General features: G+C 69.2%; 25 protein-coding genes. 17 read left to right on the forward strand and 8 right to left on the reverse strand.

Features of this window, described 5'->3' with window-relative positions; all coding sequences use genetic code 11:
- Positions 1–16: 16 nt before the first annotated feature.
- The 12 genes from J7E96_RS10070 to pstB all read left to right on the forward strand — a co-directional run bounded on the left by J7E96_RS10070 (position 17) and on the right by pstB (position 12,750).
- Complete coding sequence (locus J7E96_RS10070; protein ID WP_215129676.1) at positions 17–886, forward strand: PDDEXK nuclease domain-containing protein; 870 nt, start codon at positions 17–19, stop codon at positions 884–886.
- A gap of 69 nt (positions 887–955) precedes the next feature.
- Entirely contained in the window at positions 956–1,882 is a 927-nt protein-coding gene (gene mshD / locus J7E96_RS10075; protein WP_215129678.1) for a mycothiol synthase, read from the forward strand.
- A gap of 98 nt (positions 1,883–1,980) precedes the next feature.
- Positions 1,981–2,376 carry a GntR family transcriptional regulator gene (locus J7E96_RS10080; protein WP_215129680.1) on the forward strand — a complete coding sequence of 132 codons (396 nt, stop codon included), beginning with the start codon at positions 1,981–1,983 and terminating at the stop codon, positions 2,374–2,376.
- A complete protein-coding gene (locus J7E96_RS10085; protein WP_215129682.1) occupies positions 2,373–3,278 on the forward strand; it encodes an ABC transporter ATP-binding protein in 906 nt (301 codons plus the stop codon). Before J7E96_RS10080 ends, J7E96_RS10085 begins: the two co-directional genes overlap by 4 nt.
- Positions 3,275–4,288, forward strand: a complete 1,014-nt coding sequence (locus J7E96_RS10090) for an ABC transporter permease (RefSeq protein WP_308295897.1) — start codon at positions 3,275–3,277, stop codon at positions 4,286–4,288. The genes J7E96_RS10085 and J7E96_RS10090 overlap by 4 nt, the downstream gene beginning before the upstream one ends.
- Before the next feature lie 252 nt (positions 4,289–4,540).
- Positions 4,541–6,772 (forward strand): RNA degradosome polyphosphate kinase, encoded by a 2,232-nt coding sequence (locus J7E96_RS10095; RefSeq protein ID WP_215129684.1) that lies wholly within the window; start codon positions 4,541–4,543, stop codon positions 6,770–6,772.
- Positions 6,759–7,862: a CHAD domain-containing protein gene (locus tag J7E96_RS10100; protein WP_374196651.1), complete on the forward strand. Its 1,104-nt coding sequence runs from the start codon at positions 6,759–6,761 to the stop codon at positions 7,860–7,862. The genes J7E96_RS10095 and J7E96_RS10100 overlap by 14 nt, the downstream gene beginning before the upstream one ends.
- Positions 7,859–8,266 (forward strand): NUDIX hydrolase, encoded by a 408-nt coding sequence (locus tag J7E96_RS10105; protein ID WP_215129688.1) that lies wholly within the window; start codon positions 7,859–7,861, stop codon positions 8,264–8,266. The genes J7E96_RS10100 and J7E96_RS10105 overlap by 4 nt, the downstream gene beginning before the upstream one ends.
- A 375-nt stretch (positions 8,267–8,641) precedes the next feature.
- Positions 8,642–9,778 (forward strand): phosphate ABC transporter substrate-binding protein PstS, encoded by a 1,137-nt coding sequence (gene pstS, locus J7E96_RS10110; protein WP_215129690.1) that lies wholly within the window; start codon positions 8,642–8,644, stop codon positions 9,776–9,778.
- A gap of 96 nt (positions 9,779–9,874) precedes the next feature.
- Positions 9,875–10,873: a phosphate ABC transporter permease subunit PstC gene (gene pstC / locus J7E96_RS10115; RefSeq protein ID WP_215129692.1), complete on the forward strand. Its 999-nt coding sequence runs from the start codon at positions 9,875–9,877 to the stop codon at positions 10,871–10,873.
- Positions 10,874–10,890: 17 nt separating this feature from the next.
- Positions 10,891–11,949 carry a phosphate ABC transporter permease PstA gene (gene pstA / locus J7E96_RS10120; protein ID WP_251069682.1) on the forward strand — a complete coding sequence of 353 codons (1,059 nt, stop codon included), beginning with the start codon at positions 10,891–10,893 and terminating at the stop codon, positions 11,947–11,949.
- Between the two features lie 24 nt (positions 11,950–11,973).
- Positions 11,974–12,750 (forward strand): phosphate ABC transporter ATP-binding protein PstB, encoded by a 777-nt coding sequence (gene pstB, locus J7E96_RS10125; protein ID WP_215129696.1) that lies wholly within the window; start codon positions 11,974–11,976, stop codon positions 12,748–12,750.
- Between the two features lie 132 nt (positions 12,751–12,882).
- Here pstB and J7E96_RS10130 read toward each other — a convergent pair whose 3' ends face one another.
- Positions 12,883–13,881 carry an inorganic phosphate transporter gene (locus J7E96_RS10130; protein ID WP_215129698.1) on the reverse strand — a complete coding sequence of 333 codons (999 nt, stop codon included), beginning with the start codon at positions 13,879–13,881 and terminating at the stop codon, positions 12,883–12,885.
- Between the two features lie 6 nt (positions 13,882–13,887).
- Positions 13,888–14,508 carry a DUF47 domain-containing protein gene (locus J7E96_RS10135; RefSeq protein ID WP_215129700.1) on the reverse strand — a complete coding sequence of 207 codons (621 nt, stop codon included), beginning with the start codon at positions 14,506–14,508 and terminating at the stop codon, positions 13,888–13,890.
- Between the two features lie 195 nt (positions 14,509–14,703).
- Between J7E96_RS10135 and J7E96_RS10140 the strand changes: the two genes are divergently transcribed.
- The gene (locus tag J7E96_RS10140; protein ID WP_251069666.1) at positions 14,704–15,039 is read left to right on the forward strand and encodes a metal-sensitive transcriptional regulator; all 336 of its coding nucleotides are present in this window, start codon (positions 14,704–14,706) and stop codon (positions 15,037–15,039) included.
- Positions 15,040–15,109: 70 nt separating this feature from the next.
- Here J7E96_RS10140 and J7E96_RS10145 read toward each other — a convergent pair whose 3' ends face one another.
- Together J7E96_RS10145 and J7E96_RS10150 are read right to left on the reverse strand one after the other, a co-directional pair.
- Complete coding sequence (locus J7E96_RS10145) at positions 15,110–15,325, reverse strand: hypothetical protein (RefSeq protein WP_374196652.1); 216 nt, start codon at positions 15,323–15,325, stop codon at positions 15,110–15,112.
- A gap of 107 nt (positions 15,326–15,432) precedes the next feature.
- On the reverse strand, positions 15,433–16,260 hold the full coding sequence (locus tag J7E96_RS10150) for a hypothetical protein (protein ID WP_215129704.1): 828 nt from the start codon (positions 16,258–16,260) through the stop codon (positions 15,433–15,435).
- Positions 16,261–16,398: 138 nt separating this feature from the next.
- Between J7E96_RS10150 and J7E96_RS10155 the strand changes: the two genes are divergently transcribed.
- Together J7E96_RS10155 and J7E96_RS10160 are read left to right on the forward strand one after the other, a co-directional pair.
- Positions 16,399–16,560 (forward strand): hypothetical protein, encoded by a 162-nt coding sequence (locus J7E96_RS10155; RefSeq protein ID WP_215129706.1) that lies wholly within the window; start codon positions 16,399–16,401, stop codon positions 16,558–16,560.
- A 320-nt stretch (positions 16,561–16,880) separates the two neighbouring features.
- Positions 16,881–18,467 carry an FAD-binding oxidoreductase gene (locus J7E96_RS10160; protein WP_215129708.1) on the forward strand — a complete coding sequence of 529 codons (1,587 nt, stop codon included), beginning with the start codon at positions 16,881–16,883 and terminating at the stop codon, positions 18,465–18,467.
- A gap of 13 nt (positions 18,468–18,480) precedes the next feature.
- Here J7E96_RS10160 and J7E96_RS10165 read toward each other — a convergent pair whose 3' ends face one another.
- Positions 18,481–19,266, reverse strand: a complete 786-nt coding sequence (locus J7E96_RS10165; protein WP_215129710.1) for a phosphatase PAP2 family protein — start codon at positions 19,264–19,266, stop codon at positions 18,481–18,483.
- Positions 19,267–19,564: 298 nt separating this feature from the next.
- Positions 19,565–20,575, reverse strand: a complete 1,011-nt coding sequence (locus J7E96_RS10170) for a bifunctional lytic transglycosylase/C40 family peptidase (protein ID WP_215129712.1) — start codon at positions 20,573–20,575, stop codon at positions 19,565–19,567.
- Positions 20,576–20,830: 255 nt separating this feature from the next.
- Here J7E96_RS10170 and J7E96_RS10175 point away from each other — a divergent pair, with 255 nt between their 5' ends.
- The gene (locus J7E96_RS10175; protein ID WP_215129714.1) at positions 20,831–21,058 is read left to right on the forward strand and encodes a DUF397 domain-containing protein; all 228 of its coding nucleotides are present in this window, start codon (positions 20,831–20,833) and stop codon (positions 21,056–21,058) included.
- 20 nt (positions 21,059–21,078) lie between these two features.
- Here the strand turns inward: J7E96_RS10175 and J7E96_RS10180 are convergent, their stop codons facing one another.
- Together J7E96_RS10180 and J7E96_RS10185 are read right to left on the reverse strand one after the other, a co-directional pair.
- Positions 21,079–21,675, reverse strand: coding sequence for a dihydrofolate reductase family protein (locus J7E96_RS10180; RefSeq protein ID WP_215129716.1), 597 nt, complete (start codon positions 21,673–21,675; stop codon positions 21,079–21,081).
- 126 nt (positions 21,676–21,801) lie between these two features.
- The gene (locus J7E96_RS10185) at positions 21,802–22,452 is read right to left on the reverse strand and encodes a bifunctional 2-polyprenyl-6-hydroxyphenol methylase/3-demethylubiquinol 3-O-methyltransferase UbiG (protein WP_215129718.1); all 651 of its coding nucleotides are present in this window, start codon (positions 22,450–22,452) and stop codon (positions 21,802–21,804) included.
- Between the two features lie 592 nt (positions 22,453–23,044).
- On the opposite strand from J7E96_RS10185, the gene J7E96_RS10190 reads away from it, so the two are divergent.
- A partial coding sequence (locus tag J7E96_RS10190; RefSeq protein ID WP_215129720.1) for a transposase occupies positions 23,045–23,509 on the forward strand: 465 nt, incomplete at its 3' end.

The following is a 23,509-nucleotide window of genomic DNA, read 5'->3' on the forward strand; positions in this document are numbered from 1 at the left end:
ACGCAACTGTGTGCGTATGAACGAAGAGATCACAGCCAAGCCCGTTGTCCCCGCCCAGCCCTCCGGGCTGCCCCCGGGCTTCTTCGATCTGGTGGCTGAGCTGAAGAACCTTGTGCGCGGTGCGCATGTGCGGGCGCAACTCAAGGTCAACGCCGAAATGCTCCAGATGTATTGGGACATCGGACGGACGATCCTGGAGCGACAGCGCAACGAGAAGTGGGGCACCAAGGTCATCGAGCGCATCTCGGCGGAACTCCGGACGGAGTTCCCGAACCAGCGCGGCTTCAGCCGCGCCAACCTCCACTACATGCAGCAGATGGCCCCGACCTGGCCGGAGCCAATTGTCCAGCAAGCTGTTGGACAATTGCCCTGGGGTCACATCGTCACGCTCATGGGCAAGTGCAAAACCCGCACTGAGCTGGACTTCTACGCCCAGCACGCGGTCCGTAACGGCTGGTCCCGGGACGATCTGGCCTCAGCGGTGCACCGCGCCCTGCACCTCTCGCACGGCGCTGCCGCCAACAACTTCGACGCGGTCATTCCTATCGACCTGCTCTTCTACCACTGCAAGCTGCACTGCTTCGTCGTCGTCGAGCTGAAAACGCGTGCGGCCGCGCCCCAGCACCTCGGCCAGCTCGGCTTCTACGTCGAAGTGGTGGACGACCTGGTCCGCGACAAGGCCGTAGACGGCCCCACCATCGGGATCCTCATCGCGGACAGCAAGAACCAGCCAGTGGTGGAGTACGCCCTGCGTAGTCAGCGCAACCCGCTCGCCGCCGGCACCTACGCGGCGCTTCCCGAGCCGGTACGGAAGCAGCTGCCCAGCGGCGAAGACCTGGCCCGCTTGGCGGACCGGGCCCTCCACCCTGCCGAAGACGGCCAATGAGGTCCGGGACGCCACCCGGACCATTTGTCCAACGTCCTGCTGCCCAGTTGCCGCCGTACGCTCGTACTTATGACGACTGACCCCACGGCCCCCGGCTCCCTCAGGAAGATCCAGACCCTCGACGCGCTCGACGAGCAGCAGGCCCAGGAAGTCCTGGCGCTCCTCGAAGAGGCCGCCCGCGTGGACGGCATGCAGGCCGTCTCCGAGCAGGGCCGGCTTCAGCTGCGTGGCGGACACCGGGAAGGAATCCGGCACTTCCTGCTGTACGTCGGCGACGGGCCCCTCCTCGGATACGCGCAGCTGGAGGACACCGACCCCGTCGAGGCACCGGCCGCCGAGCTCGTCGTACACCCCTCGCATCGCGGTCAGGGGCACGGCCGCACGCTCGGCATGACCGTGCTGGACGCGTCCGGCAAGCGGCTGCGGGTCTGGGCGCACGGCGGAAAGGCGGCGGCGCGCCACCTCGCGCAGGTCCTCGGGCTCACCCTCTTCCGCGAATTGCGCCAGATGCGCCGCCCGTTGAGCCCGCTGGACATCCCGGAGCCGGTCTACCCGGCCGGGGTGAGCCTGCGGACCTTCGTGCCGGGGCAGGACGACGCCGCCTGGCTCGCCGTGAACGCCGCCGCGTTCGCCCACCACCCCGAGCAGGGCGCTCTCACGCAGCGTGACCTGGACGACCGCAAGGCGGAGCCCTGGTTCGACCCCAAGGGGTTCTTCCTGGCGGAGCGCGCGGGCGAACTCATCGGCTTCCACTGGACGAAGACGCACGCCGAGGAGCAGCTCGGTGAGGTGTACGTCGTCGGCATCCGCCCCGACGCGCAGGGCGGCGGCCTCGGCAAGGCCCTGACGGCGACCGGCCTTCGGTACCTGGCGGCGCAGGGGCTGCCGACCGCGATGCTGTACGTCGACGCGGACAACACGGCGGCGGTGACGGTGTACGAGCGGCTCGGCTTCACCACGCACGAGACGGACCTGATGTACCGAACCGAGTCGTAGCCAGTAGCCAACACGGCGGGGGGCGGCGTCTGTTGACACCGCCCCCTTCTTTGCGGCACGCTTCCACTACTTAACTAGTGAAAGGGTGGTGCAGCAACGTGGTCGAGTTCCGCATCGACCGGCGCTCCGGCGTCGCCACCTACCTCCAGATCGTGCAGCAGACCAAACACGCCCTCCGCCTGGGCCTCCTGGAGCCCGGCGACAAGCTCCCGACCGCCCGTGAGGTCGTCGAGGCGACCGCGATCAACCCGAACACCGTGCTCAAGGCCTACCGCGAGCTGGAACGCGAGGGCCTGGTCGAAGCGCGGCGCGGGCTCGGCACCTTCGTACGCAAATCACTGGGCAGCGCCCCCGCCGACTCGCCGCTGCGCGGCGAGCTCGTGGAGTGGGCGGCGCGGGCCCGTAAGGCCGGGCTGGAGAAGGACGACGTGGCCGCGCTCTTCACATCCGTACTGGACGAACAGTTCGAACAGGTCAAGGGAGATCAGGCATGACCGACACCGCCATCGAGGCGGCCGCCCTGGGCAAGAGCTACGGGCGGCGAGGATGGGCGCTGCGCGAGTGCTCCTTCCGGCTGCCCGCGGGACGCGTCTGCGCGGTCGTCGGCCCCAACGGCGCCGGCAAATCCACCCTGCTCGCCCTCGCGGCGGGGCTGCTGCGCCCCACCGAGGGCTCGCTCACCGTACTCGGCACGTCCCCCTCGGCGGCCCGCCACCGCATCGCGTACATCGCCCAGGACAAGCCGCTCTATCCGCAGCTCACCGTCGCCGACACCCTGCGGCTGGGGGCCGAACTCAACACCGGGCGCTGGGACGCGCGGGTCGCGGACCGTGTCGTGCAGGAGGGCGGGCTCGATCTCGGCGCGCGCGTCCGTACGCTCTCGGGCGGCCAGCGCACCCGCGTGGCCCTGGCCCTCGCGCTCGGCAAGCGGCCCGAACTCATGCTCCTGGACGAGCCGATGGCCGACCTAGACCCGCTGGCCCGCCACCAGCTGATGGGCACGCTGATGGCCGAGGCCGTCGAGCACGGCACCACCGTGGTGATGTCGTCGCACATCATCGGCGAACTGGCCGACGCCTGCGACCACCTGCTGCTCGTCTCCGGGGGCCGCATCCGCCTCGGCGGCGGCATCGACGACCTGGTCGCGGCACACACCCTGGTCACCGGTCTGGCGCCGGCATCGGACCTCGCCCCGCACACCGTCGTCGAATCCCGCGCCAGCGGGCGCGGAACCACTGCCCTGATCCGCCCCGAAGGCCCGGTCGGCGACGACTGGGAGGCCGAAGAGCCCTCCCTGGAGGAAGTGTTGCTCGCCCATCTCCGCTCCCCGGACGCGCCCCCGCTCCTCACCCCGGGCGCGACGGCCCTCGACGAAGCGCGCGAGGTGACCGCGTGAGTACCCCCACCCTGACCTCCCCGGACACCAAGCCGAGCGCCACCTCGGACAAAACCCTGCGCGGACCCCGCTGGGCCCTCCTGCGCATCCACCGCACCGCCCTGCGGGCGGCCCTCGCCTTCGTCGTCCTGGCGGCGGCGGTCACCGGCTTTCTGCGATGGGCGGCGTCGGCCTTCCCCATGAAGGAGATCGGCTGTTCCCGCGGCGGCCCCTGCAGTGAGACCTTCCTCGGCTTCGCCAGCGCCGAGACGCTCCTGACCGAGTACATGAAAAACGGATCCACCGCCGTCCTGCTGCTGCCCCTCCTGGTCGGCGCCTTCATCGCCGGCCCGGTCGTCGGCCGCGAGCTGGAGTCCGGGCTGCACCGCCTCGCCTGGACCCAGTCGGTCTCCCCGGCGCGCTGGCTCGCCTCAAAGCTGGCGGTCGCCGCGACCCTCGCCGTGGCCGGGACGCTCGCCCTCATGGGCATCTTCCGGCTCGGCGTGTCCGGTCTGCTGGGCCAGTCGGACCTGCACTGGCCCGACCGTGGCGTGTACGAGGCGCTCGGCCCTGCCCTGGTCGCCTACGTCCTGCTCGCCGTCGCGGTAGGCGCGCTCATCGGTCTGCTCGTCCGCCGCACGCTGCTCGCCATGTCCATCACGGGAGTGGTGACCGGCGCCGTGCTGCTGGTCCTGGGCAATGTGCGATGGAACCTGATTCCGTCGCTTACGGTCACCGGCCCCAGAACCAGTGAGCCGTTCGGGGGCATGCAAGTGCCCGTCGACTCCTTCATGACCGACATAGGGGAGCAGAATGCCGCCGGTGAGCGCTTCGATCTCCACCGGTGCGTTCCGGACCAGATCTCCACCGGGTTCTGCCCCACCGACCTCAAGGCCACCAACTGGTACGTGGACTTCCACCCGTACTCGCACTTCTGGTACGTCCAGTTGATCGAGACCGGCATCGTCCTGGCCCTCACCGCCGCAGCCACCTACGCCGCCTTCCGGGTCCTGCGCCGCAGCACGGCCTGACCGGTCTGCCTGACCGGTCTGCCTGACCGGGCCGACGGGGGGAGGATGCGGGGCCGGATCCGGAGGGAAACACGCCCTTCGGGCCCCGGCCCCGCATCCTGCATGTCATGTCTCCGTTACCGCACATTCAGACACGCTTGCGACCCTCTCGGAATGCAGCCCGCTGTGCCATCCTCCCCAAACGGGAGAGCCTCCCGCACATCACCCCTTCTCGGCGCGCCCGGCAGCCCCCCGGCGCGGAACAATGGGGTCATGAGCCAGCAGCCGAGCGCCGATGTCCCCGTCCAGCATGCTCAGCCGTCCGTCGGTTCCATCGCCGCGCACCGCCCGCATACCCTGGCCGGGTCGCCGGTGACCAACCTGGACCCCGACATCGACGCCGATCTTGACGCGTACGTCGAGGACGCCGAAGGGGACACCGAGCTGCCCCAGGGCCGTTTCCTCGACCGCGAGCGCAGCTGGCTGGCCTTCAACGAGCGAGTGCTCGAACTCGCCGAGGACCCCGCCACACCCCTCCTCGAACGAGCGAACTTCCTCGCGATCTTCGCCTCGAACCTGGACGAGTTCTTCATGGTCCGGGTCGCCGGCCTGAAGCGCCGTATCGCGACCGGTGTCGCCACCCGCTCCGCGTCCGGCCTCCAGCCCCGCGAGGTCCTGGAGCTGATCTGGACCCGCTCCCGCGAGCTCATGGCCCGGCACGCCGCCTGCTACCAGCAGGACATCGCCCCGGCCCTCGCCGACGAGGGCGTCCACCTGATCCGCTGGCCCGAGCTGACCGAGAAGGAGCAGGCGCGCCTCTTCACGCTCTTCCGCCAGCAGATCTTCCCGGTCCTCACGCCACTCGCGGTGGACCCCGCGCACCCCTTCCCGTACATCTCGGGTCTCTCCCTCAACCTCGCCGTGGTCGTACGCAACCCGGTCAGCGGCCACCGTCACTTCGCGCGCGTCAAGGTCCCGCCGCTGCTGTCCCGCTTCCTGGAGGCCTCGCCGCAGCGGTACGTACCCCTTGAGGACGTCATCGCCGCGCACCTCGAAGAGCTCTTCCCGGGGATGGAGGTCCTCGCGCACCACATGTTCCGGGTCACGCGCAACGAGGACCTCGAAGTCGAGGAGGACGACACCGAGAACCTCCTCCAGGCCCTGGAGAAGGAGCTCATGCGGCGCCGCTTCGGGCCGCCGGTGCGGCTCGAGGTCGAGGAGTCCATCGATCCGTACGTCCTCGACCTCCTCGTCCGCGAGCTGAAGATGTCCGACGCCGAGGTCTACCCGCTGCCCGGCCCGCTGGACCTCACCGGCCTGTTCGGGATCGCGGCGCTGGACCGGCCCGAGCTGAAGTTCCCGAAGTACATCGCGGGCACGCACCGCGAGCTGGCCGAGGTCGAGTCGGCGTCCGCGCCGGACGTCTTCGCCGCGCTGCGCGAGCGCGACGTACTCCTGCACCACCCGTACGACTCCTTCTCCACCTCCGTGCAGGCGTTCCTGGAGCAGGCGGCGGCCGACCCGGACGTCCTGGCGATCAAGCAGACGCTGTACCGGACGTCGGGCGACTCCCCGATAGTGGACGCGCTGATCGACGCCGCCGAATCCGGCAAGCAGGTCCTCGTACTCGTCGAGATCAAGGCCCGCTTCGACGAGCAGGCCAACATCAAGTGGGCGCGCAAGCTGGAGGAGTCCGGCTGCCATGTCGTGTACGGCCTGGTGGGCCTCAAGACCCACTGCAAGCTGTCGCTCGTGGTCCGCCAGGAGGGCGACCAGCTGGTCCGCTACTCGCACGTCGGTACGGGCAACTACCACCCCAAGACGGCCCGGCTCTACGAGGACCTCGGGCTGCTGACCGCCAACCCGCAGGTCGGCGCGGACCTCTCCGACCTCTTCAACCGGCTGTCCGGCTACTCGCGCCGCGAGACCTACCGCCGGCTGCTCGTCGCCCCCAAGTCGCTGCGTGACGGCCTGATAGCCCGTATCAACAAAGAGGCCGCGAACCACCAGGCGGGCCGTCCCGCGTACGTCCGGTTCAAGGTCAACTCGATGGTCGACGAAGCGATCATCGACGCGTGCTACCGGGCGGCGAAGGTGGGCGTACCGGTCGACATCTGGGTACGCGGCATCTGCGCGATACGCCCCGGAGTCGCCGGCCTCTCCGAGAACGTCCGGGTCCGCTCGATACTGGGCCGCTTCCTCGAACACTCGCGGATCTTCGCCTTCGGCAACGGCGGCGAGCCCGAGGTGTGGTTCGGCAGCGCCGACATGATGCACCGCAACCTCGACCGCCGCATCGAGGCACTGGTCCGGGTCACCGACCCGGCCCACCGGGCGTCCCTGACCCGGCTGCTGGAAACCGGAATGTCCGATTCAACAGCCTCCTGGCACCTCGGCCCCGACGGCAACTGGACGCGGCACGCGACAGACACCGAGGGCCAGCCGCTGCGGCACGTACAGGAGATGCTCATTGACGCCCGGAGGCGCCGGCGTGCGAAACCGTGACACCGCATCCCGACCCCGCACCCGCCCGCAGCCCCGGCCGGACGCGGAACGGGACACCTCCCCGGCCTTCCCCTCCGCGGAAGGCGGGCCGGACGTCCTCTCCCGGGAGCTCCTGGCGCCCTACCTCCACGCGCAGGCCGCCGACTTCCTGCGCAGCCTTCGCCTGCACCGCGAGAGCGGCCAGGATCCGCAGGGCGCCGCGGACGCGGCGGAGGCGGTCCATGCGCTGCGCGGGTCGGCGCGGCGGATCAGCGGGACGCTGCATACGTTCCGGCCCCTGACCGACACCGGGTGGGCGGACACCCTGCGCGCAGAGCTGGCCTGGCTCTCCGGCACCCTGGCCCGCGAGCACGCCTACGCCGCCCGCCTGACCCGGCTGCTGGGGGCGCTGAACCGGCTCTCCGGGACGGGCGGCGCCGACGCCGGACCCGCCGCCGTCCCCGCGGCGCGCGGTGGCGGGGCCGAGCACCCGGGCTCGCTGACCGTGGGGGCCGCGCGGGCCGGGGCGCTGCTGGAGCGGCAGCTGACGCTGGCCAGGACGCGGGCACACTCGGCGGCGCTTCAGGCGCTGGGTTCCTCGCGGTTCCACGCGGTCGCCGACGCGGTGGCTTTACTCGCCTCGGACGTGCCGCTCGGCCCTGCCGCCGCCGCGCCCGCCGCCGAGGTGCTGGCGCCGCTGGCCGTCGGCGCCGAGCAGCGGCTCAAGGAAGCGGTGGCCGCACTGCCGCTGGGGCGCGCCTCGCACCCGTACAACGCCGAGGCACTCGTCCACGGCCTCGCCCCGGCGCCGGGCGGCGAGACGCAGGACGCGCCCTGGCACCACGTACGCCTGCTCCTGCGCCTGCACCGCTACGCGCAGGAGGTCGTCGCGGCCCCCGCCAGCACACTCCCGGCGGCGCAGGCCCTGGACCGCCACCGGGACGCGGCGGAGGCGGCCACCGCGGCGGCTTCGGCGGCCCGTACCCCGCGCATCGCCCCGGCGACGGCGTACGCCCTGGGCGTCCTGCACGCCGACCAGCGGCACGAGGTCGAGGCGGCGCGCTTCGCTTTCCAGCAGGTATGGCAGCGGGAGGCGGCGAAAACCCCATGACAGTGCTCGCCGCGGGCTGCGTGCTGTGGCGCCGGTCGCCGTTCGACGACGGTCTGGAGATCTGCCTGGTCCACCGCCCCAAATACGACGACTGGTCGCACCCCAAGGGCAAGCTGAAGCCCGGCGAGGACGCACTGGCGGGCGCCCTGCGGGAGGTACTGGAGGAAACGGGCCACCACTGCACGCCGGGCGCGGCCCTGCCCACGCTGCGGTACGTCGCGAACGGCCGCCCGAAGGAGGCCCGGTACTGGGCGGCGGAGGCGACGGGTGGCGCGTTCACCCCGAGCGACGAGGTGGACCGGATCCTCTGGCTCTCCCCCACAGCGGCCAAAAACCGCCTGACGCAACCCCGCGACCGCGACCTGGTGACCGCGCTCCTGGACTCGCTCCACCACCACGCCTGACGCCCCCGCAATGCCGCGCAGCGGCTCAGACCCCCGCGTTTCGGGCACCCCCCGCACGGGGAGCATCCCGGCGGTCACCCACCGCAAGCCACAGCCACCGCACCGCACTCACACCGCACCGCACCGCACCCCCATCGCCAGCCGCGAGGCGCCCCCGCACACCACACCGTTCGGCACGGTTCACCTCCCGTTCACTCTCCCCCGTCGGCGGCTTCACCTGTTCTGCCTAATTTCGGACGTACACAGTGCGAGGCACACCGCGAGACGACCGCCCCACTGGGTAGCTGGAAACCGAGAACCCGAGAACACCAACCTCTTCGCACGCCGCCACCACCACCAGCAAGGCCCGGCGGCTTCTGGAAGGAACACCCGAAAGTGAAGCTTCAGCGCAAGAACCGGCTTCGCGCCACCGCGCTCGGCGCCCTCGCCGTCTCCGGCGCCCTGGTCCTCACGGCGTGCGGCTCCGATGACAACACTGGTTCGACCGGTGGCTCCGGCGAGAAGACCAACGCCGCGAGCAACATCAAGTGCGACGACGCGAAGGGCCAGCTCCTCGCGGCCGGCTCGACGGCCCAGAAGAACGCCATGGACCTGTGGGTCAAGAACTTCCAGGCCGCCTGCGCGGGCACCGAGGTCAACTACCAGGCCATCGGCTCCGGCGGCGGCATCACCAAGTTCAACCAGGGCCAGGTCGCCTTCGCCGGCTCCGACTCGGCGCTGAAGCCCGAAGAGGTCGCCGAGTCGAAGAAGGTCTGCAAGGGCGGCCAGGGCATCAACCTGCCCATGGTCGGCGGCCCGGTCGCCATCGGCTACAACCTGGAGGGCGTCGACGACCTCGTTCTCGACGCCAAGACGCTCGCCAAGATCTTCGACTCGGAGATCAAGAAGTGGAACGACCCGGCGATCGCCAAGCTCAACCCGGACGCCAAGCTCCCGAGCACCTCGATCCAGGCCTTCCACCGCTCGGACGAGTCCGGTACGACCCAGAACCTGGGCAAGTACCTCAACACGGCCGCCCCGGCCGACTGGAAGTACGACCCGAAGTCGAAGTCGTGGCCGGCCAAGGGCGGCCAGGCCGCCAACGGCTCCTCCGGCGTCGTCTCCAACGTCAAGGGCACCGACGGTGCGATCGGTTACTTCGAGCTGTCCTACGCGACCGCCAACGACCTGAACACCGTCAAGATCAACACCGGTGCCGCCGCCCCGGTCGAGGCCACCACGGAGAACGCCTCCAAGGCCATCGCCGCCGCCAAGGTCACCGGCAAGGGCAAGGACCTGGCCCTCTCCCTCGACTACGCCACCAAGGCCGAGGGCGCCTACCCGATCACCCTGGTGACGTACCAGATCGCCTGCGACAAGGGCAACAAGGCGGAGACCCTGCCGACCCTCAAGGCCTTCCTGAACTACGCCGTCAGCGAGGAGGGCCAGAAGGTCCTCGAGGAAGCCGACTACGCACCGCTCCCGGCCGAGATCGCGACCAAGGTCCGCGAGATCGTCCCCACCCTCTCCTGACCCGGCCGCGGCCGGCCCCACCCACCGGGGCCGGTCGCGCCTTCCGGTGCACCGCCGCCAGGAGCCCTCACCGGCTCCGCAGACCGGAGAAAACCGATGGATATAGCTACCGAACCCACCTCGCCCTCCCCTCCCCCGCCCGGACCCGGCCACCTCGCGTCCCAGGGCAGCAGCCACGCCGGCGACCGGATCTTCCTCGCCCTGTCGCGGGGGTCCGGAATCGCGCTCCTGGTGATCATGGCCGCCATAGCGGCCTTCCTCACCTACCGCACCGGCCTCGCCGTCTCGAAGGACGAAGCCAACTTCCTGACCTCCTCCGAGTGGAACCCGGCGGGCAGCCCGCCGAAGTTCGGCATCGCCGTCCTCCTCTTCGGTACGGTCGTCAGCTCGATCATCGCGATGGCCATCGCCGTGCCGGTCGCGATCGGCATCGCGCTGTTCATCTCGCACTACGCGCCGCGCAGGCTGGCCACGCCGCTCGCGTACATCGTCGACCTGCTGGCCGCGGTGCCGAGCATCATCTACGGCCTGTGGGGCGCCGTCTTCCTGGTCCCGTACCTGGACGGCCTCAACAAGTGGCTCGACACGTACCTGGGCTGGACGTACATCTTCGACAAGACGAGCGACGGCGTCGCCCGCAGCCTCTTCACGGTCGGCATCCTGCTGGCGATCATGATCCTGCCGATCGTCACCAACGTCACCCGTGAGGTCTTCCTCCAGTCGCCGAAGATGCACGAGGAAGCCGCCCTGGCCCTCGGTGCCACGCGCTGGGAAGTCATGCGGATGTCCGTGCTGCCCTTCGGCCGCTCGGGAATCATCAGCGCCTCGATGCTGGGCCTGGGCCGCGCCCTCGGCGAGACGATGGCCGTCGCCGTCGTGCTCTCCCCGAGCTTCATCATTTCCGGCCGGCTGCTCGACCCGGGCGGCGGCACCTTCGCGCAGAACATCGCCGCGAAGTTCAACGAGGCGGACGAGTTCGGCCGCGACGCCCTGATCGCCTCCGGTCTGGTCCTCTTCGTCATCACGCTGCTGGTCAACGGCGCGGCCCGATGGATCATCGGCCGCCGCAAGGAGTACTCGGGGGCCAACGCATGAACCAGACAAGTCCCGTGATGGACAAGCACCCGCACTCCCCCGAGCTGCACGCGTCGCTCGTCCACGCCCGCCTCCCCCGGTGGGCCCCCGCCGCCATCGCCGTCGGCTCCGTCGCGGCCGGCATCGGCCTCGGCCTCCTCGCCGGCTGGCACAGCCGCGTGCAGTGGGGCATGCTGGCCGCCCTGATCTTCGTACTGGCCACCTTCGGGATCACCACCAAGGTGGAGGGCAGCCGCCAGGGCAAGGACAGGGTCGCGACCAGCGCCGTCTGGGTCTGCTTCATCCTCGCCCTCGTCCCGCTGCTCTCCCTGGCCTGGGTGACGATCACCAAGGGCATGAAGGTCATCGACGGGTACTTCCTCAGCCACTCGATGAGCGGCCTGCTCGACACCGACGAGGGCGGCGGCATCTACCACGCCCTGCTCGGCACCGTGGAGCAGGTCGGCATCGCGGCCCTGATCGCCGCCCCGATAGGCCTGCTCACCGCGGTCTATCTGGTCGAGTACGGGCGCGGGAAGCTGGCGAAGACCGTCACGTTCTTCGTCGACGTCATGACGGGCATCCCGTCGATCGTCGCGGGTCTGTTCATCCTCGCCACCTGGAATCTGATGCTGGGCTTCGGGCCCTCCGGATTCGCCGGTGCGGTTGCCCTCTCGATCCTGATGATGCCGGTGGTCGTCCGCTCCACCGAGGAGATGCTCAAGCTCGTCCCGAACGAGCTGCGCGAGGCCTCTCTGGCTCTCGGCGTCCCCAAGTGGCGGACTATCCTCAAGGTGGTATTGCCGACCGCGATCGGCGGAATCACCACTGGCGTCATGCTCGCGGTGGCCCGTATCACGGGTGAGACCGCCCCGGTTCTGTTGCTTGTCTTCGGTACGAAGCTGATCAACCCGAACCCCTTCGAAGGCGCCCAGTCCTCGCTTCCGCTGTACGTGTACGAGCAGTACATCGTCGGCACCGAAGCGTCGGTCGACCGGGCTTGGGGCGCAGCGCTCGTCCTGATCGCCTTCGTCATGATCCTCAACCTGGTGGCCCGCGGCATCGCCCGCTGGAAGGCCCCGAGCACCGGCCGCTAAGGCCAGCAGAAAGCAGTGATTCAGATGGCCAAGCGAATCGACATCAGCGGCCTGTCGGCCTACTACGGCACCCACAAGGCGATCGACGACATCTCGATGACCGTCGAGCCCCGCTCGGTGACGGCCTTCATCGGCCCGTCCGGCTGCGGCAAGTCCACCTTCCTGCGCACCCTCAACCGCATGCACGAGGTCACCCCCGGCGGCCGGGTGGAGGGCAAGGTCCTCCTGGACGACGAGAACCTCTACGGCAAGGACGTCGACCCGGTCGCCGTACGCCGTACGGTCGGCATGGTCTTCCAGCGCCCGAACCCCTTCCCCACCATGTCGATCTTCGACAACGTGGCGGCGGGCCTGCGCCTCAACCACTCGTACAAGAAGAACAAGCTGGCCGAGGTGGTCGAGAAGTCCCTGCGCGGCGCCAACCTCTGGAACGAGGTCAAGGACCGCCTGAACAAGCCCGGCTCCGGCCTCTCCGGCGGTCAGCAGCAGCGCCTGTGCATCGCGCGGGCCATCGCCGTAGAGCCCCAGGTCCTCCTCATGGACGAGCCGTGCTCGGCCCTGGACCCGATCTCGACCCTCGCCATCGAGGACCTGATCGGCGAGCTGAAGTCGCGCTTCACGATCGTCATCGTGACGCACAACATGCAGCAGGCGGCGCGCGTCTCGGACCGTACGGCGTTCTTCAACCTCGCGGCGATCGGCCAGCCCGGCAAGCTCATCGAGATCGACGACACGGAGCGCATCTTCTCCAACCCGTCGGTCCAGGCCACAGAGGACTACATCTCCGGCCGCTTCGGCTAGAAGCCGGCCGCCATCCCTGTCCTGCGGTGCTGCATGGCGGTGCCACCGCAAGGCAAAGGGCCCGCCCCACTCCCGGCAAGGGGAGAGGGGCGGGCCCGTTTCCGTACGTAGGGGAACAGCCCCGCGGGGCCGCTAGCCGAACGCCAGCAGCACAACCCAGTAACACGTGGCAGCCACCAGCGCCGCGGCCGGCATCGTGATGAACCACCCCATCACGATGTTCTTGGCCACGCCCCACCGAACCGCACGCGAGCCCTTGGTCGACCCCACGCCCATGATCGCGGACGTGATGACGTGCGTAGTGGAGATCGGCGCGTGGAACATGAACGAAGCCGTGTACATCACGGACGCCGCTGTGGTCTCCGCAGCGAACCCCTGCGGCGGATCCAGCTCAATGATCCGACGCCCCAGCGTCCGCATGATCCGCCAGCCACCCGCGTACGTACCGAGCGAGAGCGTCAGCGCGCAAGCGATTTTGACCCACATCGGGATCGCGTCGCCCTGACCCTCGACATCGGCGATGACCAGCGCCATCACCACGATGCCCATGGTCTTCTGCGCGTCCTGAAGACCATGCCCCAGCGCCATACCGGCCGCGGAAACCGTCTGAGCGATCCGGAAGCCCCGCTTGGCCTTGTGCGGGTTGGACTTACGGAACATCCACAGAATGACGACCATCACCAGATAGCCGAGCAGCAGCCCGACGAACGGCGAGATGAACATCGGGATGATGACCTTCTCCAGCACCCCGGTCCAGATGACCTCGGTGCCGCCCGCGAGCGCCGCTCCCACCATGCCCCCGAAGAGCGCGTGCGAAGACGACGAAGGAAGCCCGAAGTACCAAGTGACAAGGTTCCAGACGATCGCCCCCACCAAGGCGGCGAAGAGGATTCCCATCCCCTTGTCACCGTGCGGAGTGGCGATCAGCCCCTCACTCACGGTCTTGGCGACGCCACTGCCCAGAAAGGCACCGGCGAGGTTCATCACGGCGGCCATGACGAGGGCCGCGCGCGGGGTCAGCGCCCGCGTGGAAACCGAAGTCGCGATGGCGTTCGCAGAGTCGTGAAAGCCGTTGGTGTACGTGAATCCGAGCGCGACCCCGATGGTCACGATGAGCGCAAAGGTGTCCACCGGGGGTCAGGACTCCTTGACGGCGATCGTCTCGACCGTGTTGGCGACGTGCTCGAAGGCGTCGGCCGCCTCTTCCAGTACGTCCACGATCTGCTTCAGCTTGAGCACGTCCATGGCGTCGTACTTGCCATTGAAGAGGTGCGCGAGCAGCTTGCGGTGGATCTGGTCGGCCTGATTCTCAAGCCGATTGACCTCGATCCAGTACTCGGTCAGATTCGTCATGGTCCGCAGGTGCGGCATGGCCTCGGCGGTCAGCTCGGCGGCTCGCGCCAGAACCTCGATCTGCTGCTCGACACCCTTGGGCAGCTCCTCGATCTGGTACAGCACGACCAGGTCGACGGCCTCCTCCATGTAATCCATGATGTCGTCAAGCTGCGACGCGAGGTTGTAGATGTCCTCGCGGTCGAACGGCGTGATGAACGAGGAGTTGAGCTGGTGGAAGATCGCGTGGGTGGCGTCGTCCCCCGCGTGCTCCGCTGCCCTCATCCGCTCCGCGATCTCGGCTCGGGCGGAGGAGTCCGCTCCGAGCAGTTCCATCAGGAGCTTCGAGCCCGTGACGATGTTGTCCGCGGATGCGGAGAACATGTCGTAGAAGCTCGTCTCCCTGGGGGTCAGACGAAAGCGCACGTGGGGTCCTCGGGGTGCATTGGATTCGGTCAGGGTGATGCTAGGTGCATCATCCGGCCACGGCTAACCGGCGTTCTTCAGTGTCGCCCATCAGGCACAGTGCTGAGTACGGGCCCCCGGGCCCCTACCCGCGAAATTCGTTACCATATACCCACGAGGGGTATACATCCCCTTTCAGGACAACGGGAGGACGCCATGACACCCACCGAGGCGGCCGGCGCCACGACAACCGAAGCGCCCTCCGGAGGGGTGCACGGATACCACAAGCAGAAGGACGAACACCTCAAGCGACTGCGCCGGATCGAGGGCCAGATCCGCGGCCTCCAGCGGCTGGTCGACGAGGACGTCTACTGCATCGACATACTCACCCAGGTCTCAGCGTCGACAAAAGCTCTCCAGTCCTTCGCACTGCAACTCCTGGAGGAGCACCTGCGGCACTGCGTCGCGGACGCGGCGGTCAAGGGCGGCGACGGGATCGACGAGAAGGTCGAAGAGGCCACCAAGGCGATCGCGCGCCTGCTGCGGACCTGAGGACGGGCGGGGCCGCGGGCTCCCGGGGCTGTGGACGCCCGGGAGCGACGCGCCGCCCGCTCACCCGACCTCACCCGCGGGACGAACAGCCCCCGGCCCCACCCGACTGAGCCTCGGCTGCTACGCCGACGGCTCCCACCTTCAGCACCTCGTCGATACGGTCCGGACTGAGCCGTTCCCCGTCGGCGGCGGATGCCGCGATGATCAACTCACCGCACAACTCGATCTCGGCGAGGGCGACGTGGTCCTGGACGGGCGTACTACTGCCGAGCGGAGCCACGTGCACCACCTCTTTCAGCCGTCGTCGGCTTTCTAGCGTAGGCAGTGCGGCACACACCGCGCATGGCACGGACGGACCATTTCCCCGCCACCCACGCCGGAGCGGCGGCCGCCCTACGCCTGGATCTTCCCGGCGTAGATGTCCCGCCCGGCGGGCAGCCGCACCTCCACCGGCACCCCGAACGCGTACAGCAGCGTGGTCGAGGCGACGGCCACCGTACGTCCCGCGTTGGCGAAGTCGAAGCGGTGGCGGACCTTGCGCAGCCGCCCCTCGTCGTCGAGGTACGCGTCGAACGGGACCGCGTCCTTGGAGAACCCTTTCGCCGCGGCGGCGAGCGCACCGCGCGCGTGCGGCGCGGCAAGGCGAGCGGCCCGAGCGATGTCCGTAACCCCGCGATAGTGCCGAACCGCGGTCCCGGCCAGGTCGGCCCTCCCCACGTACGTCGCTTCCTTCGCCCCACGCAGCAGCTCCGCGGCGGCGAGCGGATCCGTCGCCCCGCCGGTGACGAGATTCCCGTCGTCCAGCGTCGTCGTGTCGATCCGTACCCACTTGTCGGCGGGCACGCCCGCGCCCCGGTTCTTCATGTAGAGCGCACCAGGAGCAAGCAACTCAGTAATGGGCCGGTGCTTGTCCACACCATTCGGATCGGGCGGCAGCAGCACCTTGAGCTGCCCCATCCGCTTCCTGAAGTCGTACGCCCCTTCGCCCCGGATGGTGACGCGGGTGCCGCCGGTGGCCATGACCATGGACGTACGGGCCTTCGAACTCCCCGCGGCGACCAGCGCGTCGGCCGCACCGCGCACGGTGACGAGGGGGTCACCACCCTGCTGGTCCTCGGCGACCGCACCGCCCCCGGAACACCCGGAGGAAGTCGCGATCAGCCCGGCCACGACGGCCGCAGTGACCGCCCCACCCTTGCTTCTGTGCTGCTGCACCACCATCGCCGCCAACCCCCAACGCCCTACCGCCCGGTGTCCAATCCCACCCGCCCCGCCTAACGACCCCCCACCACCCCCGGTCACGCCCAAAGCGAACAGGTTGCCCAAGAAGGGGGGCGCCGGCCCCGGTACGGTGGACGCGTGCTTCAAGAGGCCACACCGGACGCCCCGACCCACCGCACCGGCACAACCGAACGCGGTTCCTTCTGCTTCGCCCACTGCTGCTGCGGCTGGCGCGGCCCGGCCCGCCGCTCCCGAGACCGAGCCCGCGCGGACGCGGCCCAGCACGCACGCACCACCTGACCCAGGCGCCCCACCGGCCTCGCGAACCACGGTGCCAGGAGGGGACGTGCCGGGGCGCTCCCCGCAGGGCGTCGAATGCAAAGCGCCCGAACAACCAACGCACTGCCCGAACGTTCGGCGCCCGAGGAGACGCCACGGCGCGGCACCGACCCCAAAGCCCGGCCCGCGTAGGGCGTGCCCCCGGTTTCGGAAAGGGCCATGACTGGGGAAACTCCACTCCACTCCACTGCACCGCCCGCCCCGCCCGCCCCGCCGGAAAACATCTCCCCCGCAGGAACCCGTTCCACCGCAAAGCCGTCTCGCATCCGGGAGGCAACACCATGGAACGGCGCACATTTCTCACCTCGGCCACGGCCCTGGCAGCCACGACCACAGCAGCCGCCTGCACCGGCACCACGACGGGCACTACCACCGGCACCGGCCACGGCTCAACAGCCCGCACCGCAGCCACAGCCACCAGCACCACACCCACCCCCACACCCACCTGGACAGCCCTGGCCCGCAGTCTCGAAGGCCCGCTCATCCGCCCCGAGGACGCCGCCTACAAGACCGCCCGCCAGCTCTACAACACGCGCTTCGACAACCTGAAGCCCGCCGCAGTCGCGTACGTCGCGAACGAAGCAGACGTCAAGGAATGCCTGGCCTTCGCCAAGACGCACCGCACCCAAGTGGCCATCCGCAACGGCGGCCACTCCTACGCCGGCTGGTCCACCGGCACCGGCCGCCTGGTCATCGACGTATCAAAGCTCGCCCAGGTCAAAGCGACCGGCACCGCAGCAACCATCGGCGCCGGTGCCAAGCTCATCGACGTCTACCAGAGCCTGGCCCGCCAGGGCGGCCGCACGATCCCCGCCGGATCCTGCCCCACGGTCGGCATCTCCGGCCTGACCCTCGGCGGCGGCCACGGAGTCGTCTCCCGCGCGTACGGCCTCACCTGCGACAGCCTCACCTCAGCCACCCTCATCACCGCCGCAGGCGAACGCCTCCGCTGCACGCCGACCGAGCACCCGGACCTCTTCTGGGCCCTGCGCGGCGCGGGAAACGGCAACTTCGGCGTAGTGACCGAGCTGACCTTCCGCACCCACCCGGCCCCCGCAGCCGTCACCGCGTTCCTCTCCTGGCCCTGGGCAAAAGCCCAGGCTGTCATCACCGCCTGGCAGGAGTGGGGCCCGGACCAGCCCGACGAAATCTGGTCGTCCGCGCACCTCGCCGCCGGCCCGGGCGGCGTGACGCCCACCGTCTCCATCTCCGCCTTCTCGCTCGGCGGCTACACCGAGCTCCAGAACGCCGTGGACCGCCTCGCCGACAAGATCGGCGCCCCCGCCCGCTCCGTCTCCCTGCGCCGCCGCAGCTACCAGGAGTCGATGCTCGTGTACGCCGGCTGCGCCGGTTTCAGCGACGCCCAGTGCCACCTGCCGGGCACCACCCCAGGCCGCACCCCGCAAGGCGCCCTCGGCCGCGAGACGTACGCGGCCCGCAGCGACTTCTTCGACCGTTCGCTCTCGCCCGCGGGGGTACGCGCCCTACTCGCCCAGACCGAGGCGTTCACCCGCATCCCCGTGTCCCGGGACGGTGGCGGCGGGAGCATCGCGCTGACCGCGCTCGGCGGCGCGGTGAACCGAGTCGACCCGCTCGCGACGGCGTTCGTGCACCGCCGGCAGCGGATGCTCGCCCAGTACATCGGCGCATGGCGCGCCGGCACCTCCGGCACCGCCCAGCAGACGTGGCTGAAAAACGCCCACGGGGCGATGCGCCGGTACGCCTCAGGGGCGGCGTACCAGAACTACACGGACGCGACCCTGACCGACTGGCGGAAGGCGTACTACGGCGCGGCGGCGGATCGCCTGACGACGCTGAAGAAGCATTACGACCCGGACAGGCTCTTCGACTTCCCCCAGGCCCTGTAACCGACCACCCACGTCAGGCAGCGAGGTCGTTGCGCTCACTGTCTCCCGCAGCACGCGGCCCGGGAAAAGCCCCTGACCCACCATCATCCGGACCAGACCCGGAACCAGCCCCAGCCCCAGAGCTGGAGCCAGAACCCAACTCCAGCCCCCCACCCACAGTCGCCGCCCCACGCTCCACGGACCCCTTGGCCCGTACGAGCCAACCCACCTTCTGCGACCGCGAGATCGCCGCCATCAGCGGCGTGAGCAGCAGCATCGCGAGCGGCGCGAGCAGCAGCGCCACGGCCGTACCGAGGGCGAATCCGCCGATGACGTCGGTCGGGTAGTGCACGCCCATGTAGACGCGACAGAAGCCTTCCAGGACAGCCAGCCCGATCGCCGCGAGCCCGAACTTCCGGTTGGCGACGAAGACTCCGACGCCGATGGCCATCGCCATCGTCGCGTGGTCACTGACGAACGAGAAGTCCGTCTTGCCGGCCACCAGGACCTCAAGCCCCTTGTGGTCGTTGAACGGGCGCGGCCGTTCAACGAACCCACGGATCGGGACATTGATCAGCAGCGCGATCCCGGCCGCCAGCGGCGCCCAGACGAGACCGGCCACCGAGGTGACCGCGTCCTCGCGCCGGCGCACGCTCCACCAGCACCAGAGTGCCACCAGGACCATGCCGAGCATGATCCCGTACTCACCGACGAACTCCATGACCCGGTCGAACCAGCCCGGCGCATCCGCCGCCAGTCCGTTGATGTCGTAGAGCAGACTGACGTCGGGGTTCGCCCCATCCAGTGCGAGTCCAGCCATCTGCCGCGGCCCCTTGCCTTGTTGCCTGCTGCGCGGCACACGTGTCTGCGTGCCGCTCCTGCGAACCCCCGTGGTTCCCTGCGGATTTCCGTGGCCGCGCATGGTCAGCGCGCGGCCGGTTGCGTAGTCAGCGCGCGCAGTCGGCTACGACTGCTCGACTGTCCCACTCCCCCGGTCCAGGGAACGTCCCACCGGCCCCCGCCGTTCCAGTCTCCACCGAAAGATCACCATGACGTTATCGAAGAGAGACACATCGCCGCAGCTCAGAGGGCGGCGATAACGGAGAGTTCAAGCCATGTCACACGCCGCCGCGGTCCTCCGGCAGCTCCGTGGGAAGCGCCTTCGCCCCGTCCTCGGTGACCCGGGTCGCACCAAAGTAATCCGGCGTATCGATCTTGTCGAAGCGAATCACGGCTCCAGTGAACGGAGCGTTGATCATGTACCCGCCTCCCACGTACAACCCGACGTGCCGGATCGCGCGGGAGTTCGTGAGATCGTCCGAGAAGAAGACCAGATCGCCCGGCAGCAACTCGTCCCGCGAAGGATGCGGCCCCGCGTTGTACTGATCGTTGGCCACCCGCGGCAGCTCGATCCCGACAGTCCGGTACGCGGCCTGAGTGAGCCCGGAGCAGTCGAACCGCCCGCCCTGCTCAGGCGTACCGTTCCCGCCCCACAGGTACTTGGTCCCCAGCTTCTTCTGCGCGAAATAGATGGCCCCGGCGGCCTGCCGCGACGGCTCGACGCGCCCGACGGGCCGGGCGAAGCTCTGCTCCAGACTGGTGATGATCTTCACGTAGTTCTGCGTCTCGCGGTACGGCGGAACGCCCCCGTACTTGATGACGGCGTACGCGCCCGCGTTGTAGGCGGCGAGCATGTTCTTGGTCTGATCCCCCGGCACCTTCTTCACGTACCCGGCCAATTCACAGTCGTACGACGCCGCCGACGGAATCGCATCGGCCGGATCCCAGATGTCCCGGTCCCCGTCCTTGTCCCCGTCGACCCCGTGCGAGGCCCAGGTCCCGGGGATGAACTGCGCGATGCCGCGCGCGTCGGCAGGGCTCTGCGCCTGCGGGTTCCAGCCGCTCTCCTGGTACAACTGCGCGGCGAGCAGCGCGGGGTTGATGGCCGGGCAGAGGTTGCCCCACTTCTGTACGAGCGGCTGGTACAACGCGGGCACGGCACCTTTGGCCAGCCCGACGGTCCGCCCGGCGCCCGTACCGCCGGCCAGCCCCGCGGCTGCGGAGAAGGTCCCGACGACGAGCAGCGCGACGAAGCTCAGACAGAGCCCGATCCCGATCCCACTGGCCACCCAGACTTTGCGCACTCCTCAACCCTCCCCCATCCGGGACGGGTTCACAGCATTTTTCGTGCGCGCGTCCGATGCGGTATCGCACACGTCCGAAATACTGCGCCCGGTCTGTACCGAGCGGTCTTCGTCCACGTTGCGCCGCGACGGACGGCCGGATCAGGCTCACCGAGAGCGGTGACCCCAGCGGTGCGATACTCCGCACCACGCCCGCCAACTGGGCCACCCTCCTCCGTACCGTCAAGGAGAACGCGAACCGTGGCTGACATCCCCACCGACCTCGACTGGATCCGTGCCGCCCCCGAGGGCGAAGAAGGGCCCGGCCCCTGGATCGAGATCGCCTTCGGGCCGGGGGACCTGGTCTACCTCCGCGAGACCAGCGACCCCGAAAACGTCGTCACGACGACCCAGAAGAAGTGGGACGCGTTCGTGCTCGGCGTACAGGCCGGCGAGTTCGACCACTTCGCCGAGATCCCGGACGAGTAGTCGCCGCGCCCGGAGCCCCGCTACCCCTCGGCGACCGGCAGGTAGGTGCACACGTGCACGCCCGCGCCGCTGATGACCGTGGAGGCCAGCTTGAGCGTCCGCAGCCCACCGTCGTCGGGGAAGATCGTCTTGCCGCCGCCGAGGAGCACCGGCATGACCATGAGCCGGAGCTCGTCGACCAGGCCCGCGCTCAGGAGAGTACGTACGAGCGTGGGGCTACCCATGACCAGCAGGTCGCCACCCGCGGCCTCGCGCAACTTCCGGATACCGGCGACGGCCTCGTCGCCGGCGATGCGCGTGGTGTTGTTCCAGGTCAGCTCGTCGTCGCCCAGCGTCTGGGACACGACGTACTTCGGGAGGGCGTTCATCCGGTCGGCGAACGGGTCGCCGGCTCGCCCGGGCCACGCCGAGGCCATCGTCTGCCACGTGCGGCGCCCGAAGAGCAGCGCGTCGGCCTTGGACGTCGCATCGTCGAAGGCACCGCCCACCACCTCCGGGTCGAAGAACGGGTGCGTCCAGCCGCCGTTGGCGAAGCCACCCTCGGTGTCCTCGTCGGGTCCACCCGGCGCCTGCACGACGCCGTCCAAGCTAATGAACTCACTCACTACGATGCGCATGGGACCCGCTCCTCTTCCTTTTCCTCTTCCTCGCTCTGGGTTACGCCAATACAGACGCTCGCGCCGCGCCAAAGTCATCGCGCCCACCCGATCTCACAGCAGTGATCCAGAACACATACCCGTGCGTCATCCCCATCGGCGTCTCCCAGAGCCGAACAGCAGGCCGCCCGGCGTCGTGGGCTTGTCCCAAATGAGCGAGTAACGCCACAGCAGGTGGCGGCGGAAGCGGCATCCAGGAAGCAGCTGGTTCGCTGCCCGGCGTACGTCGCCCCAGGCAAGGGTGGGCATCTGAATGGGCATGCCGTCCGGGTCGGACTTTCCACCATGACGGAGGGCATTCAGCCTGGCTGCTGGGACACCGGCAGCGCTGATAACCCAGTCCAGCGGCGTCTTGTTGCGAGCAAGCCCCACGATCACCAGACGACCGCCCGGTGCTAACAGGCGGACCATGGCCCGGATCGCCTCGGCAAACCTCACATGGTGGATCACGGCGACCGCACTGATGAAGTCATACCCGCCCTGCGTGAGCAGGCCATGTGAGCCGTCGAGGAAGTCCGCCTCCGCGAACGTCACATTGGGTACGCCCAAGCTGCGTTCGCGGGCAAGCCGGACCATCTCCGTGGAGCAGTCCACCCCGGTCACCGCTTCGACCTGCCGGGCAAGCGTGCGCACCAACGCCCCTTCACCACAGCCAACATCGAGGGCGGCGCGACACCCCACCGGCACGGCGCCAAGTACAAGCGGGTGGTAATGCACGTTGTGGTTCCAGTAGTCCATCGCCTCACGGTATTCACCAGCGGATTCCCTCCGAGTGGAGCCGCGCCTGCCCAGCGTGCGTGGAAAGGAGAGTTCCCCAGCCCTCGACCTCGAGCGTGGCCTGCCAGCCACGAGGAGCAAGGTGCCCGTACCGCAGGCGACATACCTCAACCATCGCGCCCCTCCCCACCCACTCATCCCAACCCCACCGGAATCGGCGCGGGGGTCGCGGCAGGGCGAGCGTTGGCGCCCCCGGGGCGTTGATCGCGTCTGCGACGGGGGCCGCCACACGTAAGTGTGGCGCCGAAGGCCCGCCGGTAAAGGGCGCTCCTGCGTCGCGTCGCCTGCGGCGATTGCGCTGCGCTTCACCCTTGACAGTGAGGATGTGGGTGGCACTGCTTGGGTGGTCTGACCCGACCCTTGACTGACGTTCTGGTTGTCCTTCGGCGGAATCGTCGGCCGCCTGGACGGTGCGGTGGTTGCGCGTTGCCGGTCGGAAGGCCTGTGACTTCATAGGAGCCCGGCCAAAGGTCCCGTCACTGTCTTGTCCGGCTTTCCGACCGGCGCGCGTGCACTGTCCTCATGCGTCGCACGGAAGGCAGCACGTATCAGCATGGCAGACGAGATGGCGGTAGTTGGCGGCGTCGACACCCACACCGATTTCCACCAGGCCGCGGTGATCGACTCGATCGGACGGCACCTGGCGACCGAATCGTTTCCCACCACACCTGACGGCTACCGGCAGCTGCACGAGTGGCTGGTCTCGCACGGCGAGGTCCTGGCGGTCGGTATCGAGGGGACCGGCGCCTATGGTGCCGAACTGGCCCGGTTTCTGACGGCGAACGGTGTCACGGTGGTCGAGGTCGACCGGCCCGACCGCAGGGCGAGGCGGACCCACGGCAAGTCCGATCCGGTCGACGCCTACGCGGCCGCGACCGCGGTCCTCTCCGGGCGGGCCGGTGGTATCCCGAAGTCCCGGGACGGGATCGTGGAGGCGATACGGGTCTTGCGGGTGGTCCGCAAGAGTGCGGTCAAGGCCCGCACTCAGGTCATCAATCAGATCCGCACCCTGATCGTC

The sequence above is a fragment of the Streptomyces sp. ISL-96 genome (genome assembly GCF_018614035.1).
Taxonomy (GTDB): Bacteria; Actinomycetota; Actinomycetes; order Streptomycetales; family Streptomycetaceae; genus Streptomyces.